Source organism: uncultured Nostoc sp., from assembly GCF_964245445.1.
Classification (GTDB): domain Bacteria; phylum Cyanobacteriota; class Cyanobacteriia; order Cyanobacteriales; family Nostocaceae; genus Nostoc.
On sequence record NZ_CAXTNE010000173.1, the window covers coordinates 1 to 17,141 of the forward strand.

The following is a 17,141-nucleotide window of genomic DNA, read 5'->3' on the forward strand; positions in this document are numbered from 1 at the left end:
CCTGCGCTCTAAATGATAAGTCTTTAGCCGGACATGATATCAAAAGTCATTTCCCCCTGCCCCCAGCAAGAATTGCTCCCTTGCCTCTTTTTCAACACCTGGGAATTAAACGACTAAGCTTGTTGTATTTCTGGACTGCCATCTTCAACCACGAATGAAGCCCGTTTACTAATTGTGCCAAATGGGGTTGTGACATTTGACATAACTAGATAATCTGACTTCCAGGTTGTAGGAGTCAGCGCACAGCGAACATATCCCCGTTGACCGTTGAAGAACTTAATGTGTGGGTTATCGGGTAAGTAAGCTTCAACATTTGGGGTGGTATCTGCCCCATCTCCACCGGAGGTTATTGAGGTACAGACGAATTCACTCCCGACTGTAGCAGATTTTGGGTCATTAAAGTCAGCCTTTAAATTCATTGCCCAGTTGGAATGAATATCGCCTGATAAGACTATTGGATTAGATGGTTTGCGCTGTTCTAAGAAACGCATGAGGCGATCGCGGGAAGCCACATAACCATCCCACTTATCCATACTGTAGGTTCCGCCTTCCCCTGGTTTTGTGTCTATCTGAGCAACTACAACTTGCTGGGCTAAAACGTTCCACTTAGCTTGTGAGCTATTTAAACCATCATATAGCCAATCTTCCTGACGCTTGCCAGTAATCGTTGCATTCGGATCTAAATTTTCTGGGCAACGTTCTTTGGTACCATCACCACAGGGCTGATCGGTGCGATATTGGCGGGTATCTAGCACATGGAAGGTGGCTAAGTTACCAAAGGAGAGCCGACGGAAAAGTTGCATATCGGGGCCAACGGGACGCGAGAAGGGGCGCAGTGGCATGTGTTCGTAGTAAGCTTGATAAGCAACTGCCCGGCGTTGAAGGAAAATTGCTCGATCCTGATCTGGCTCAGTATCAATTTCTGAGATGTTGTTGGCGTAGTTGTTTTCCACCTCATGGTCATCCCAAGTAACAATCCAGGGAAAGGCTGCATGAGCTGCTTGCAGATTGGTATCGGTTTTATAGAGGGCGTGACGATTGCGGTAATCTTCTAAGGTTAGAATTTCTGCACTGTTGTGCTGTCTGGGGCGATTTTCTGTGATTCCCCCTTCGTAAATGTAATCGCCAACATGCACTACCAGGCTAAGGTCGTCTTGGGCGAGATATTTGTAGGTAGTATAGTAACCCTGCTCATAGTGCTGACAAGAGACAAGGGCAAAGTTCAATTTATTTAAGTAGCTATTTGCTAAAGGTGCTGTACGAGTGCGACCAATCGGGCTAGCGTCTTGGCCGACAAGAAATCGATACCAATACCAAGTATCAGATTGCAGTCCTTCTACCACAACTCGAACTGAGTGAGCTAGTTCTGGAGTTGCAAGTACCGTACCTCTGGAGACAATGCGCTTCATGTCGGGATCGGTTGCCACTTCCCAGCGAATTGGCACATTAACAGGTGGCATTCCACCTCCGTTTAAAGGTTCAGGAGCGAGACGAGTCCAGATTACTACGCTGGTAGAATAGGGGTCACCTGACGCTACGCCTAAAGTGAAAGGATAATTAGAAAATCTGCTTGTAGCGATTGTTCTTTGAGGAGAAAATTGGTTAGCGATCGCTAAACCAGACAATGCTCCTGCCCCGATAATTAAGTTCCGTCGTTTCATTCGACTGTGCAGGAACTGCTCAAAATTCCGGTAATCTACCATTGTTTACTCCTGGCTAACAGGTAAGTTAAAACACACCAACAGCTAATACAAAGAAGGCAGGGTAATCATAGACAAATTTCGTAAATAATTCTCTTACCAGAATCAGGTTTTAATTCCCAATTTTTCTTTTAGTATCATTGTGTTGGATGTTGTTTGACCACATAAAAGCTTACTAATAAGAGATTAATTCTTGGCAAAGAAAGAGTTAATCTCAACTTAATCAAGGTTAGACTTTAACTTTTTTCTTTATCATCCAGGCAAGGCTACAAGCAAAAATAGCACCAGCTAAAGGTGTAGGTTCAGGTACTTGTGTATAGGAAACTCTACCTGATATGGGTTCAGCATCTGGAGAAGTTCTAGAGAAAACTGTAAAATCCTCACCGATGATTTCGTAACTAATAGAACTGGAAGGATTAGATTTATCATTGAATGAATAATCTAATCCGAAATACGTTTGTCCTGTTGAAGATGTGGCTGGAAAGACAAGAGGAAACTCTGGATATTTAGTATCATCTTGTTCAGTGTAAACGGTATCACCGTCAAATTGGAAAGAGAGTGATTTAATGGCGGCTACGGGATTAACTTCATTACTAAAAGTTGAGTCATCAAAGCTAAAAAAGCCATTTCCCTTATTTACTGGGCTATCAACTGTGAAAGCATAATTAATAATTGCAGCAGATACAGATTTTGCATCTACAGTAACAAGAGCTAAAGTAAGACTAGCAGCAGCAAGCACTAATTGTGGAACCAATTTCATCTCAGTTTTCCTCACCATAAACTTCTGTAACTAATGCACACTGCAAAGTTAGAAATATTTAGTTTCCAACTTACTTTTTTCCTAAATTGGTATTTATCACTGATTAGAATAGCGATCTAAATCAATGATTTTTGCCTTTTTAAGAAAAAGAAACAAGTTTCCAAGTAAGTGAAACTACCACATTTTAGAATGAGGAGTTTAAGCAGACTTTAATTAGAGGTAAAAATAAAATCAATTGTCGAGATTGCAGGGCGTCAAAACTTGCGATGGCGTACCCGCCCGCCGTAGGCGATCGCATTCTATGAATTTTTTCGCGTTCAACTAGTGTATGTCCTCTTTAAAGCTTCTGGGAATTGAACTAAATACAGTTTTGCGGTCAATTGTAGCGCTTTTAAGCGCGGAGTCTTTCGTAATTTTATGCGTTAGTTATATCTTTCATCTGGCCACTCTACCGCCAGAGAATAAATTCTCTGGCTAATAGCGCAAGTCCACTAAGCGTGGACTCCAATCCTGATTTAGTCTTCTTTAGAAAACTTTAGCTTTGAAGTTACTTTTGTTTTCCAGCAATCAAGTAAATTTTGCTGTTATACTCTTTTATTGTTCTAACATTTGGAAGAATCGGGTAAAGTAATCTGGAAAAGTTTTCGCTGTACAGCCAGGATCTTTAATTACAATCCCTGGAACTTTCAAGCCAGTGACAGCAAAAGCCATCGCCATTCGATGATCGTGATAAGTTTCAATCGCTGCCGGGGTAATGGGGCCAGGCTCAATTTTCAGTCTATCTGGAAATTCTTCAACCTGGACTCCTAGCCGACGCAACTCTGTTACCACAGCTTTAATCCGATCGGTTTCCTTATATCGAATATGTTCCACATTCCGAATGGTAATCGGTGAACTGGCAAAGGGTGCGATCGCTCCTAATGTTTGCACCAAATCCGATATATCATTCATATCAATATCGATGCCTTGCAATTGCTTCGGTCCCGTCACTTCGGTGTAATCATCCGAATCTTTAATTTGACAACCCATCTGTTCTAAAACATTCAGCCAGAGAATATCACCCTGACAGGATTGTTTGGTCAAATGTTTGACGCGCACCCGTCCACCTGTGACGGCGGCGGCGGCAAAAAAGTAAGAAGCATTTGACGCATCGGGTTCTACTGTGTAATGTCGAGCTTGGTAACGTTGACCCGCTTTGATCTGAAATTGATTATCGCCGATTTGAATCACCTCCACGCCAAAATCTGCCATCAGACGACAGGTCATTTTGATGTAAGACTGAGAAACTAATGTCCCCTCAACCTCAATGTTCGTATCTTGTTGAGCATAAGGCGCAATCATCAGCAATGCCGAAAGTTGCTGACTTGTTTGGTTGGCTTTCAACCGAAAATTTCCGCCAGTGAATCCCTGGCTATAGACGGTGTAGGGCATAAACCCAGAGTTTCCCTCAAAGTTAAGGGTTGCTCCACCCGTTTGCAGTACCGTCAATAAGTCGCCCATCGGTCGTTCTCGCATCCTGGGAACGCCATCTAGACGATATTCGCCGTTCCCCAGTGCCACCAGCGCCGAGATAAATCGTGCTGCTGTACCTGCCAAACCCACAAATAAATCTGCCTGTTTAGCTGGAATGTCGCCTCCTCTCCCCGCCACTTGGATTTGTGCCAGATTAGGATTTAGCGTAATGGGAATGCCCAATTGTTCTACGCATTTGGCAAAATACTCGCTATCTTCACTAAATAAAGCATTTTCTAAAAGGGAGTCACCTTGTGCCAAAGCTGCAACAAGCAACGCCCGATTAGTAAGACTTTTAGAACCAGGAATTTCTACCGTGGCATCCACTGGCCGATTTAGAGCAGGAATTGCAATGGTATCCACGTTAAACCTCTACGTAGGCGGTTAGCTACAACTTTCTTTATATATTGCCATATTCTGACCAAAAGAGGCACTGACCTTACGAAATATGTGCTTTTTGACCTTATTCATAATTCATATTTAGTATTTACTGTCAATGGCAAATTCATCAATTATTTAGAGACACAGGCGCTCATAAATGGATATTTATTAAGTGTATATACAGAATAACCAGAGTATAAAGTGGTAAACGCTATAAGACCTCTTATCAAAAAATTTGCAGGAGTATGTATTGTCTCTGATGCCAAATGGATTGCACATTAAATAACTTTAATAAAGTTACTTTTGTACACTGCTTACCGCTAATAAAATGCTATGAGCCTAGCTTTCGCCTCCAGTGCGAAAGCGGCAAAGAGATAGTCAGTGATGTAGACAAAATATCTTTGATACAGTGAGGCAGCACTCTTAGAGGGGATTTTACCACGAGCGTTTGCCCGTCTTCATCGCATTAGCCAGTTTTCAAGTGTCTCCTCAAAGGGGTAGGGCATTTTATTTCTTCGATCTTCCTAGAAGTAAGCCTTTATTCTTCCATCTTAATACCAGGAGATTTTATACGTAAAATCACTGAACTATAGGATGAATTTAAAGCTAAATATATTTTTAACGAGAAAAATTGAACTATGTCTATTAAACGTATAATTGAAGGTCTAAATGAGTTTCATGACAACTATTTTCTTACACATCGTGAGTTGTTTGAACAACTATCCCAGGCTCAGAATCCTGAAGTATTATTCATCACTTGCTCTGACTCGCGCATTGATCCATGTTTAATTACTCAAAGTCAACCAGGAGAATTATTTGTTATCCGTAATATTGGTAATATAATTCCTGCCTATGGAACCTTGAATAACAGCGAAGGAGCGGGCATAGAATATGCTGTCCAAGGTTTCAATATTAAAGTTATTGTCATCTGTGGTCATTCCCACTGTGGAGCAATGAAAGGGCTATTACAAATAGGTAGCCTTGCTCAACAAATGCCTTTAGTTTATGACTGGTTAAAGCATTACGGTGAAGCTACCCGCCGCCTTGTCTTAGACAACTATAAGGATTCTCCCAGCGATAAACTATTAAAAATTGCGATTGAGCAAAATGTATTAACTCAGATAGAAAACCTAGAAACATACCCAATAATCCGCTCTAAACTACATAGTAATCAACTTACCCTTCATGCCTGGATTTATGAAATAGAAACTGGTGAAGTTTTTGCTTATGATGCAAGCGTTAGTAAATTTAAAATTTTGCAAAACCGCCCCTTTCCTGTACCTAATCTCCTGACGCGATTAGCATCAGAATGATGAATTTAGCTAAATTTAATCAATCATTGCTAGTGGCTAGTAAATTTTCAATTTCCAAAAATACTTGTAAAATGCCAATATTGACATTCAAATTGCTAGATAGATACAAATAAAACTTAACGTAATTAAACGCCCTATAACAATTTGTGAAATTTGTGGCATTGGCGGTCAATATAATTTATTCTTGCTTTAAGATGATAAAAAAATAGTCATACTTAATCAAGAACTACCTGTGAAAGATACTATTTTGCAGGAAAATATGCAGTGAAAAAAAATACTGACAGGGGTATTGATTCGCCTCTCGCAAAAAAGTGTGCAGTTGCGTAAACGCCTATAGCAATCCGGAATCATTCATGAGAAAATACCGAGATAAAAATCCTTATTTTACAAGGATTACAGCCTTTATTTATTCTTACGTATCATTTAGGACTGCTATAGCATGTTGTCAGCAGACATCGCCACATTATTTAGAACTCTTGAGTGATATCAAACTCAAGTTATTAAGTGAACTAAAACTGGCTACAGAAGAAGAACACATCTATACCAAGGTGATCCAACAGTCTAATCTTGATGAGCATCTTTTTCTGCTTCAGTTTACAGTTTTTCTCCCAAAAGCGATGGTAATTCTCAATGCACTCTGTCAGGCTGGGTGAGATTAGGGCATCAATATTGAAATAGTAACAGGAGGTGTATATAAACACGGTCAACCGTAAAAGTAGGTAATCTAGATTTTTTTAAAAAAGTAACAATTGTTGCTGATAGAAGCAGACGATCGCGGTAATATTTTGAACTTAAGCCTGAGCCAACTCCTATAACTCCTTAATAATTTGTAATTCGTAATTTATGGCATGAAGCAACTAAGTTGAGTTATAGAGAGAAAAATATGATTTTTTCTAAAACTGAGATTCAATTACATCCCAAGGACAAATGACGAACGTAGATAAATTTCAAAAACTAGTAGAACTTGCAAATGATCATGGAATTATTTGCCAGCCAACACCAGAAGAATGCTTGATTGCATCCTTGCCTGGAGACGAGGATTTCTTATTAGCTTTTACTTGGTCTGGTACAGTTGAGGGAGAGCCGCCAGAGCATGAATTAATCGCAATTAGTGTACAGGATATAGTCAAAGAAGTTACCGTTGCAGCTTGGCAGATTCCTTTTTATTTATTCGGAAACGTTTTAAGGCAAGCTCAGATGCTTGTCGCTGCCCACAAAGATTTTGTTAGCAGTTAGCAGACAAGCTTTAGCTAAAAACTACTATCCCTGTCCACAGTGGCAGGGATTTTTATTTAAACTACTGCTTTAAAGATTTAGAAAATATTCTCTGTTGAAAGCAAAATAGCAAACAATTAATTATCTTATTTTTATTAACTTTTTAACTATTTTAATTTTCTTAACTGTCTCTTTATGTTGTTATAAATGCTTCTTCTGTAGTTAATAACGTTCCTAGTTTGATAAGTAACGCTTAAGTTGTTGTTACTACGGCTAAAGCTGTGCTTATAAACGTTCAAGTTGTCGTTAAGACAGATAAAAGTTAATCTTTCCAGTTTTCATCTCCTATGTCTAGATTTTTAACCGCCTGCTACTTAAATGCTACTTAAAACGGTAGCCTTAAATAATCCAGCAACTCACACACTGCATCATGTTACCTAAACCCAAAAAGTACTGGACACCCTCAAACTGGGCAAGTTGGAAGCCTTTCGGAATTGGCGAACAGTATCCTAACAACTACTGGGAAGTCTTTCGGGCAATTTGGCTGTCTCGTGACAAACTACCTTACGCGTGGAATATTCTTGATAAAGGTGTCTGCGATGGTTGCGCTCTTGGAACAACCGGAATGAAGGATTGGACTTTAGATGGCATTCATCTTTGCAATGTCCGGTTGCGGCTGTTGCGGATGAATACTATGCCAGCTTTTGACCCTGTGCTATTGGAAGATGTTTCGCAGTTACAAAAGCAAAAAAGCGCCCAATTACGCGACTTGGGAAGACTCCCGTACCCGATGATTCGTCAACGAGGGGAAAAAGGCTTTCGCCGTGTGAGTTGGGATGAAGCTTTAGGAGTAATTAGCGATCGCATCCGCGCTACCACACCAGACCGCCTAAGTTTCTATGTTACCAGTCGCGGTACTGTCAACGAAACTTATTATGCTACCCAAAAAGCTGTCCGGGCAATGGGAAGCAATAATATTGATAATGCTGCCCGCATTTGCCATTCCCCCAGTACGGCGGGACTGAAAGCTGCTCTCGGTGCAGGAGCTACGACTTGTTCTTATAAAGACTGGATTGGTACTGATTTATTAGTCTTTATTGGTTCTAATGTTGCCAATAATCAGCCTGTTACCGTCAAGTATCTCCATTATGCTAAAAAAGCTGGCACAAAGATTGTAGTTATTAATACTTACCGCGAACCAGGAATGGAGCGCTACTGGGTTCCCTCAATTGTAGAAAGTGCCGTTTTCGGTACAAAGTTTGCCGAAGATTTCTTCTTAATCAACATGGGCGGGGATATAGCATTTTTGAATGGCACTATTAAACATATAATTGCTAACAATTGGGTAGACCAGTCATTTATAAATTTACACACAGTTGGCTTTGCTGAACTTAAAGGATCGTTAGAAAATCAATCTTGGGAAGAATTAGAGCGGCTTTCTGGAACATCCCGCGATGAAATGTACGCCTTTGCCAAAATGGTCAAAGAAGCGAATAAAGCCGTATTTGTTTGGAGTATGGGCATTACCCAGCATGAATGCGGCGAAGATAATGTGCGAAGTATTATTAACTTAGCTCTCACCAAAGGTTTTGTCGGTCGGGAAGGCTGCGGCTTAATGCCAATTCGCGGCCACTCTGGGGTGCAGGGTGGTGCAGAGATGGGATGTTACGCAACAGTATTTCCTGGTGGTAAACCTATCACCCCAGAAAATGCTGCCCAATTGAGTCAGCATTGGGGCTTTGATGTGCCAGCAAGTAAAGGTTTAATTGCTCCAGAAATGATTAACGCCGCACATCAGGGGGAAATAGAAGTGTTGGTTTCTGTAGGCGGGAATTTTTTAGAAGTACTGCCAGAACCAGATTATGTGGAAGTGGCGCTGAAGAAAATACCGTTGCGGGTACATATAGATATTGTTCTCTCTAGCCAGATGTTGGTGGAACCTGCTGATACTGTGGTACTTTTACCTACGACGACTCGCTACGAAATACCAGGGGGAGTCACAGAAACTAACACCGAACGCCGGGTAATTTTCAATCCAGAGATTCCGGGGCCGCGCATTGGGGAAGCGCGTCCTGAGTGGGAAGTGTTTTTAGAATTGGCAAAGCGGGTAAAACCAGATTTGGCAGATAAGCTGGCTTTTGCTGACACAGCTGCTATCCGTCAAGAAATTGCTCAAGTTGTCCCGCAATATGCTGGTATTCAACACTTACAGCAGGCTGGCGATCAGTTTCAATATGGTGGATCACATTTGTGCTTTGGCTGGAATTTCCCTACAGCAGATGGTAAAGCACATTTTGGCGTATTATTGCCACGCCAAAGAGAATTACCAGAGGGTTATTTTTTATTAGCAACGCGCCGAGGCAAACAATTTAATAGTATGGTGCAAGAACGCAAGGATGCAATTACGGGGGCGGTGCGAGAGGCGGTGCTAATAAATGCTGCTGATGCGGCACAGTTGGGTTTAAAAGATAGCGATCGCGTCATTCTTAAGAATGATTTAGGCGAGTTATGCTGTCAAGTCTACATTGCGCCAATTCAGTCAGGAAACTTGCAAGTACATTGGCCAGAAGGGAATGTGCTACTAGATAAAAGTAAGCGATCGCTCGAAGGTGTACCTGATTATAATGCGATCGTGCGGTTGGAAAAAATCTAAATCAAGTCTCATTTTCCCAGTTTTAACAAAATTAACTTGCATTAAGACTACCGCAAAGATAAGCATCTCTGCGGTAGTTCTAAGTTAACAACTATTAAAGTAGAGCAAAAACAGCCAAGTCTAGCTTAATTTGCTACTTTGAGTTATCCCCAATTCTAGAAAGTATTGAGAGTTCTGGGACTTAACTAACCGAAGGCTTGCACCACAGTCAGCATGAAATTAATCCGTTGCTCAAACTCTAGCTTTTTGATTGATGCGACAAATTCATCCGTTTCACCAGGTAGTTGATAGTCGGACGGAACTTGAATGATGGTTCCATTGTCCATACCTTGTGCTAGCAGCAGCCAAACGTCTAATCTGGAATTGGCACTTAGAGCATTATAGGCTTGGCTGATCTCGTTAGCTGCACCATTAATAATGTCGCGTTGCGCTTGCAGTTGCTCTTCTTTAGACAAGTCCAGAAATCTGTCAAACACTGCTTTAGCGGGAACTTCTATCCTTTCAGGAGGTGCAGGCTGTAGCTGCTCTTTAAGATCCAAATAACCGAACCAAAGTAGGGCTAGCTGAGTGTCTACATCAAACTTTTTAAAACTTTCTAAAGCCGGTTTTGTTGCTTCATCAGCTGTGTAAGTCATAAAAAACTCCAACTAAGTTAAGGGCATTTTGATTTCCTCAGTTACTTACTGAGAAAATTGCGATTTTTTATTACTTTATATAACTTAACGAACAAAGATAGATAGATAACCCTACTTAGGGTAGGTATAGGACTTATTACATAAGATAGATATAGATAACTGAAATTGCTAGTTACAAAAATGCCTCGTACGATGTATAGAAGGCGAAGATAAATGTTAAAACTTAAAGTAGCGTCTGTGACAGTAAGCGATCGCTTGAAGGGGTTCTTGATTGTAATGCGATCGCGCGTCTGGAAAAACAAACCTAGATTACAGTAAGTTTATATCACCCATATCACTCCAAAACTTGCAGCCATGTCCGCCGCCAAAGATTTTGAATTACCAAATGATGTAATATTTCCTCTAGGGGATTTATATAGTGATGAACCACCTTTGGAAAGTGAATTACATCTACGCCAAATAATTCTGCTATTGCAATGTTTAGAATTGTGGTGGCAAAATCGCAATGACTTTTACGCTGCGGGTAATTTGACAATTTACTACAGCCAACGCCAGAAGAGGTCAGAAGAATTCCGGGGGCCAGATTTTTTTGTAGTGCTGGGATGTCAACGCAAAGTTCGTAAAAGTTGGGTTGTTTGGGAAGAAGATGGGAAATATCCCAACATAATTGTAGAGCTTCTCTCTAATTCTACAGCCTCAACTGACAAGGGTTTGAAAAAACAAATTTTTCAAGATATCTTTCGCACACCAGAATATTTTTGGTTCGATCCCAAGAATTTAGAATTTGCTGGCTTTCTCTTGATTGGCGGTATTTATGAACCGATAAAACCTAATCCTCAAGGATGGCTGTGGAGTCAGCAGTTAAATTTGTACTTGGGTGTTTATGAACATAAATTGCGCTATTTCACTGCGGAAGGGAATCTAGTTTCTACACCGGAAGAAGTCGCTGAACAAGAAAAACAACGCGCTGAACAAGAAAAACAACGCGCTGAACAAGAAAAGCAACGTGCTGAACGCCTAGCAGCCAAATTGCGAGAACTGAACATTGACCCAGATACGATTTAAAGTATGTAGACTTGCTCTAAAAATCATGGAAGTTCAACCAAAGGAGATCATAAATTACATAACATATAATGGTATAAATCCTTTTTTTGAGTGGTTTGACTCTTTGCGAGATAGAAGAGCAAAGGCTAAAATAAAAGCAATGCTTGACCGAGTAGAAGCAGGTAATTTTGGTGATTGTAAATCATTTGTGATTATAGTAATTAAATATCATTTATTCTCAACAACATCTAGACCTGTCCTAGCTACTGATTTAATATCAACATTCTGATTGTTTAGCAGCACTACTATAGTGGTATCTTGATTGGGTAAATATGCAAGCAATGTTGCGAAGCCATAAGCTATACCACTATGCCCAATTGCTTTTGCCAAAGGAGATGAAAACCTTTCTACACCCAACCCATAGCTATAGCCTTCGCCATTATCTTTAAATTTCAACATTTCTTTGATCATCTTCGGGGAGAGTAAGGTTTTTTTGGCAAATAACGCTTTAGCGAACTTCGCTAAATCCTCTGCTGTTGAAACCAATCCACCATCTCCTAAACCATTGCCATCATTGACTTGGGCGTAGCTATCTAGCTTACCATCCTTGTTGCGATCGCCATAACCTGTAGCTACTTCTCCAATTGTCGGTTCGCGCAGTTCCGTGAAGGTATGTTTTAATCCTAATGGTTTTAAAATCTGACTGCGAATTGCTTGTGCAAGAGTTCCTCTAGTGATATTTTCAACAATCAGTTCCAAAAGAATGTAGTTGCAATCAGTATAAATAAATTTTTCTCCGGGATTTGCCTGCGGTTGCTCTCGGTACATATATTTAATAGCTTCTCTGGCTGTCCAAGGCTGTGAGCGACTTCTTTTGGCTGTAGCTTGAATAAACTCTTTTGTATCTAGGTATTCAGCAACACCACTGGTGTGGTTGAGCAGTTGACGAACTGTAATTTTGTCGCTGTTGATAATATGAGGACTGATATCTCTTGGTAAGTAAGTTGCGATCGCCTGATCTAATTTTATCTTCCCTTGCTCCACTAATTTCAGCACAACCACCGCCATAAAAGTTTTACTCATACTGGCAATAGAAAAGCCATCTGTGGGTTTCATCCGGGTTTTAGTTGACAAGTTATTTACACCAGATGCTCCCAGCCAAGAACCTTTAGGTGTAGTAATATACATTACTGCACCAGGGATATTCTGTTCTACAACTATCTCATTTAAAAATTTCTGTAGTTGAGAACTTTTTCCTTTAGTGGAGGTAGACATGACTTGTTTAGCAAGAGATTTTTCAATTCCTCTCTGACTAATGTTATTAGCCACTAAGTATCCTGCAAAACCAAGGGAAATCACAAAGACTATTGCAAATAAAATTTTTCTGAAAGCCAAAAGTTTTAGGTTCATTTTACTTAATAAACAGAAACTTAGCCAATCTAGCTCAACTGCACAAAGTAGTTGGTGAGCATCAACCTGACATCTGACATACAAATAGCATTATTCTGTTTCCAGATCAGTATCCAAATTTAACACCAACTCTCATAAATATGAAAATGCCAACTAAAAGCAAGACCAAAGCCTCTGTCTGGGTAGTGGAAAATGGTAAAATGCGATCGCGTTTAGACCAACTTACTACCGAAGAACCTTTAGAAATTCGCCTTGCCCCTTTCCAGAAGACGGTAGCTGTAACGATGCGGACACCAGGGGCAGATTTTGAACTAGCTGCTGGTTTCCTCTACAGTGAAGGAGTCGTTAGCCACAGAGAAGATATCCGACGTATCAGTTACTGTGTGGATGAATTGGTAGATGGTGAACAACGCCATAACATCGTAAATGTAGAACTGCGGGATGGTTTGATTCCAGACTTACAGCCTTTGGAGCGTCATTTCTACACTAGTAGCGCCTGTGGAGTGTGTGGTAAAGCTAGCCTTGAAGCTTTGCGTCTGCGGGGATGTCCAGTGATTCCTTCTGGCCCAACAGTAACACCTGAGATCATCTACAGCCTACCTGATAAGCTCCGGGCTGCTCAAGGTATCTTCACTGCTACAGGCGGTTTGCACGCTGCGGCTACCTTCAATGCTCAAGGACAACTGTTAAACTTGCGCGAAGATGTTGGACGACACAATGCTTTGGATAAATTGATTGGTACAGCTTTGCTCAGTGACGAGTTGCCTTTAAATAATTGTATTGTTTTAGTAAGCGGACGCTCTAGTTTTGAGATTTTGCAAAAATCTACAACTGCTGGAGTTCCTATTGTCTGTTCTGTTTCCGCTCCCAGTAGTTTGGCGGTATCTGTCGCCAAGGAATTTGGAATTACCTTAATTGGATTCCTGCGCGGAGAACGGTTTAATATTTACACTGGTTTGCAAAGAATAAACGTTGCTTAAGAACACGGATTTAACAAAATTTAAGGATTTAATTCCCCTGCCTAACGACGGCAGCACGTTTTGATGCCTAATTAAAATCCCCGTTACAAAACGTAATTGCAAACTGCGTTAGCGAGTCTTGCCTACGGCACGCCAAGGGCGAACGAGCGTCATTGCGAATTGCGAATTGTTTAATTACCTTCTAGCAAAGTCCAGAAGTAGCCATCTGGCGCAACGAAGGAAAAACTCATCTCACCAAACTCGTTACTAATGATATCTGTAACTTTTTGTACAGTACTTGCTTTGATGCGATCGCAATACTCCTGTATTCCCTTTACCCGATAGGTATATAAAGACATACCCAAGCTACCTGGTTGGGCAGCCTCAAAGCGCGATTCTAAATTTATCTCTTCTGGGAATCGAATAATGTAAAGTCTACCACTGCGTGCGGCCATCAGGTCAGACTTAGAAGAACGGGGATCATCAAAAGTTGTGACAATAAACTTTTCACCAGGATTAAGGTCAAAAATATCTTTACCTGCTGGTGAAGACTCATAGCTAGTTTCGACATCATCACGCACACGCAGTAAACCTAAAACTTCTTCATAAAACTTCAGCGTTTCTTTGCTGTCATCTTGAACTATGATTCCCAGGTGGGTAAACTGACTAGTCTTGAGAGCAGCATTATGGTTAACTTGTCCGTAATGCGGTAGTGTGTAGCCAAACCGTTGAAATAAAACCTGTCGAGCTAAGGGTTGTAGTAGCAGCATTTCTCGTACACCAACTGCTGGCTCAATAAAAGGACGGCTTTTCCTCTCTTTGTTGTAGATGACTTCCCAATAAGGATTAGTGTACCTAATAGGCAAACCTGCCGCTTTAGCATCCTCTATATGATTTAAAATATTTAAAACATCTGCCGTTAAGCTTGTCGCCCAGCGATTTCCCTTAATTTTCATTGAGGCTGTTCCCAAACCTTCATGGGTGGGGTTTTGCCAAACCATCAGCCGAATCAAACCATGATCTGAATTTTGGTGGTAGAGGCGGATTGAGCGTAAAGATGAATTTACCCCATATAAATGATTGGCTACATCTGCGGTTAATTCACCGATTTCACCAATGCGATAGCCAAATTGCTCCCAATACTGAATTGCAGAAATTGGCTCCGGGATACCGATACAGACTTCATAGATACCTGCAATTGCGGTTTGTTGTTCTTGAGTCATAGCAATTTTGGATTTTAGATTTTAGATTTTAGATTGGTTCAAAATAAATAAAGCTTGTCGCTGGCTCATAAGTAAGTAGGCGTGAATAATTAAAGGTTTGTAGTAAGGGCTGAAGCCCTTAAAACAGGGTTGAAACCCTTATTAAGAAAAAATTTAATTAAATTTACGTTGCGTAACATAGTTTGATTTATTCTTGCCCACTTACTTAGCAGAAAGTCGATTCCTGTTAGAGAGCATTCGCCTTTGGAGGAAAACTTTTCGATTTACTAAAATTATGCAGAAATTGGAGTTCAGATGTGGTGAGATCGCGCCATTGACCCAATTGTAGGTCATCTAATTGTAGGTGGGCTATGCTAACCCTAACCAATCGCAAAGTCGGAAACCCTACAGCCGCAGTCATGCGCCGTACTTGGCGGTTTTTTCCCTCTGTCAAAGTCATTTCCAGCCAAGCTGTCGGTATATTTTTGCGAAATCTAATCGGCGGATTGCGTTCAGGTAGCTGTGGTTCTTGTGGTAACAGCCTAACTTCTGCTGGTTGAGTGCGATAATCTTGAATTTCCACACCTGTTTGCAACCTTTTTATCGCATCTGCATCTGGAATTCGCTCTACCTGTACCCAGTAAGTACGTTTATGACCAAAACGCGGATGGGCAAGACGATGTTGCAATTGTCCATCGTTCGTTAACAGCAGCAACCCTTCACTATCCCAGTCTAAGCGTCCCACAGGATACACATCAGATACATCAATATAATTTTTCAGGGTGCTATGTGTGGGAGTATCTTTTGTAAACTGGCTGAGAACGCCATAGGGTTTGTAAAAAATAATATATCGGTAATGATTTGTCATTTGTCATTTGTCATTGGGTATTAATCAATAATTCTTCTTCCCCTGCTCCCCCTGCTCCCTGCCTCCTGCCCCCTCTCAATACTTCTGGGTTAAGCCCAAAATCAGGTAGATTAACAGTTATTCTCTAACAGATAATACCTTTTATGCGGAACATTACGCGTAGCTTGCTTCCCTTGAACCAAGGATTGAATGTCTAGTGAACTCCTAACTATTTACAACGCAGAATAAAAATTTGTTTTTTCCATATCTCATGCTCTATGACCAACTATTTTCGCTCTAATGTTGATGCAATGGCTAGCTATATTCCTGGTGAGCAGCCTCAACGCGGTACACAGATAATTAAACTTAACAGTAACGAGAACCCCTATCCTCCTTCGCCTGCGGCGCTAGCTGTGCTGCAAAATATTGATGGCGAGTGGTTGCGGCGGTATCCAGAACCTTTCGGGGGCGAGTTCCGGCAAGCTGCAAGTAAAGTTTTAGGTGTTCCTAGCGATTGGATAATTGTGGGAAATGGCAGTGACGAATTGTTGAGCGTGGTGATTCGAGCCTGTGCAGAACCTGGAAAGAAGGTAGTTTATCCGATGCCAACTTATGTGCTATATCGCACATTAACAGAAATGCAAGCTGCGGAAATTATTGAAATTCCTTACAGCCAGGACTACAGTTTACCTTTGGAAGAACTAATTGCTGCCAATGGATCTGTGACATTGATTGCGTCGCCTAATAGTCCATCGGGGCATGTGGTAGCAATAAATGATCTGCGAAAATTAGCCAGCCAGTTATCTGGAGTTTTAGTGATGGACGAAGCTTATGTAGATTTTACCGAAGAGAATGCATTGGCTTTGGTCAAGGATTACGAAAACGTTATCGTAATTCGCACACTTTCTAAAGGCTACTCGTTGGCTGGATTACGGCTGGGATTTGGGATGGCAAATCCCAAGCTGTTGCAGGGATTGTTTAAGGTGAAAGATAGCTATAACATTGATGCGATCGCTTGTGCGATTGGCACGGCTGCTATTACCGATCAAGCTTATAAAAATGCTTGTGTGGCAAAGATTAAAGTATCGCGGAATCAGCTGGCAACAGACTTAAAGCAATTAGGTTTTCATATTTGGGATTCCCAAGCTAACTTTTTGCTGGTACAGCCCAGAGAAGGAAATGCAGAATATCTCTATCAAAAACTGAAGGAACGGGGAATTTTAATCCGCTACTTCAAGCAGCCTGGATTAGATGATAAATTACGCATTACTGTTGGCACTAATGAACAAAATCAGGCTTTAGTGGAGGCACTAATTTATTTGTTAGAGACTGGTGATAAGGGAGCAGGGGGCAAGGACCAGGGGAGTAGGAAGGAAAAAGTTAAAAATTGTAGGTTGGGTTAAGCAAAGCGCAACCCAACAAAGCCCCCGAAATTTTGGGTTACGCTGCGGGATCTTGCTACGTTCCTCAACCCAACCTATACAACTTCCCCTGCTCCCCCTGCTCCCCC

The 17,141-nt window shown here is 41.1% G+C and carries 14 protein-coding genes; 7 read left to right on the forward strand and 7 right to left on the reverse strand.

Translation table 11 applies throughout. From position 1 onward, the window contains the following. Window positions 1-113: 113 nt before the first annotated feature. From ACFE90_RS24420 to aroA, 3 genes are all read right to left on the reverse strand, one after another. A complete protein-coding gene (locus ACFE90_RS24420) occupies window positions 114-1,703 on the reverse strand; it encodes an alkaline phosphatase D family protein (RefSeq protein ID WP_375505052.1) in 1,590 nt (529 codons plus the stop codon). 226 nt (window positions 1,704-1,929) lie between these two features. Beyond that, the gene (locus ACFE90_RS24425; protein WP_375505053.1) at window positions 1,930-2,460 is read right to left on the reverse strand and encodes a PEP-CTERM sorting domain-containing protein; all 531 of its coding nucleotides are present in this window, start codon (window positions 2,458-2,460) and stop codon (window positions 1,930-1,932) included. A gap of 594 nt (window positions 2,461-3,054) precedes the next feature. Next, on the reverse strand, window positions 3,055-4,335 hold the full coding sequence (gene aroA, locus ACFE90_RS24430) for a 3-phosphoshikimate 1-carboxyvinyltransferase (protein ID WP_375505054.1): 1,281 nt from the start codon (window positions 4,333-4,335) through the stop codon (window positions 3,055-3,057). Window positions 4,336-4,991: 656 nt separating this feature from the next. Between aroA and ACFE90_RS24435 the strand changes: the two genes are divergently transcribed. From ACFE90_RS24435 to ACFE90_RS24450, 4 genes are all read left to right on the forward strand, one after another. Further along, window positions 4,992-5,666: a carbonic anhydrase gene (locus tag ACFE90_RS24435; RefSeq protein WP_375505055.1), complete on the forward strand. Its 675-nt coding sequence runs from the start codon at window positions 4,992-4,994 to the stop codon at window positions 5,664-5,666. Window positions 5,667-6,019: 353 nt separating this feature from the next. Beyond that, window positions 6,020-6,319, forward strand: coding sequence for a hypothetical protein (locus ACFE90_RS24440; protein WP_375505056.1), 300 nt, complete (start codon window positions 6,020-6,022; stop codon window positions 6,317-6,319). A gap of 274 nt (window positions 6,320-6,593) precedes the next feature. Beyond that, window positions 6,594-6,902, forward strand: a complete 309-nt coding sequence (locus ACFE90_RS24445; RefSeq protein ID WP_375505057.1) for a hypothetical protein — start codon at window positions 6,594-6,596, stop codon at window positions 6,900-6,902. A 409-nt stretch (window positions 6,903-7,311) separates the two neighbouring features. Continuing rightward, window positions 7,312-9,534 (forward strand): FdhF/YdeP family oxidoreductase, encoded by a 2,223-nt coding sequence (locus tag ACFE90_RS24450; protein ID WP_375505058.1) that lies wholly within the window; start codon window positions 7,312-7,314, stop codon window positions 9,532-9,534. A gap of 185 nt (window positions 9,535-9,719) precedes the next feature. Here ACFE90_RS24450 and ACFE90_RS24455 read toward each other — a convergent pair whose 3' ends face one another. Beyond that, window positions 9,720-10,169: an orange carotenoid protein N-terminal domain-containing protein gene (locus ACFE90_RS24455; RefSeq protein ID WP_375505059.1), complete on the reverse strand. Its 450-nt coding sequence runs from the start codon at window positions 10,167-10,169 to the stop codon at window positions 9,720-9,722. Window positions 10,170-10,523: 354 nt separating this feature from the next. On the opposite strand from ACFE90_RS24455, the gene ACFE90_RS24460 reads away from it, so the two are divergent. Then, window positions 10,524-11,234, forward strand: a complete 711-nt coding sequence (locus ACFE90_RS24460; protein ID WP_375505060.1) for a Uma2 family endonuclease — start codon at window positions 10,524-10,526, stop codon at window positions 11,232-11,234. A 207-nt stretch (window positions 11,235-11,441) separates the two neighbouring features. Here ACFE90_RS24460 and ACFE90_RS24465 read toward each other — a convergent pair whose 3' ends face one another. Further along, complete coding sequence (locus ACFE90_RS24465; RefSeq protein WP_375505061.1) at window positions 11,442-12,542, reverse strand: serine hydrolase domain-containing protein; 1,101 nt, start codon at window positions 12,540-12,542, stop codon at window positions 11,442-11,444. A 221-nt stretch (window positions 12,543-12,763) separates the two neighbouring features. Between ACFE90_RS24465 and fdhD the strand changes: the two genes are divergently transcribed. Beyond that, complete coding sequence (gene fdhD, locus ACFE90_RS24470) at window positions 12,764-13,603, forward strand: formate dehydrogenase accessory sulfurtransferase FdhD (RefSeq protein ID WP_375505062.1); 840 nt, start codon at window positions 12,764-12,766, stop codon at window positions 13,601-13,603. Between the two features lie 170 nt (window positions 13,604-13,773). Here the strand turns inward: fdhD and ACFE90_RS24475 are convergent, their stop codons facing one another. Both ACFE90_RS24475 and ACFE90_RS24480 read right to left on the reverse strand, forming a co-directional pair. Then, window positions 13,774-14,805 (reverse strand): VOC family protein, encoded by a 1,032-nt coding sequence (locus ACFE90_RS24475; RefSeq protein WP_375505063.1) that lies wholly within the window; start codon window positions 14,803-14,805, stop codon window positions 13,774-13,776. 226 nt (window positions 14,806-15,031) lie between these two features. After that, entirely contained in the window at window positions 15,032-15,652 is a 621-nt protein-coding gene (locus tag ACFE90_RS24480) for an rRNA large subunit pseudouridine synthase E (RefSeq protein ID WP_375505064.1), read from the reverse strand. A 257-nt stretch (window positions 15,653-15,909) separates the two neighbouring features. On the opposite strand from ACFE90_RS24480, the gene hisC reads away from it, so the two are divergent. Beyond that, entirely contained in the window at window positions 15,910-17,034 is a 1,125-nt protein-coding gene (gene hisC, locus ACFE90_RS24485) for a histidinol-phosphate transaminase (RefSeq protein ID WP_375505065.1), read from the forward strand. Window positions 17,035-17,141: the final 107 nt, after the last annotated feature.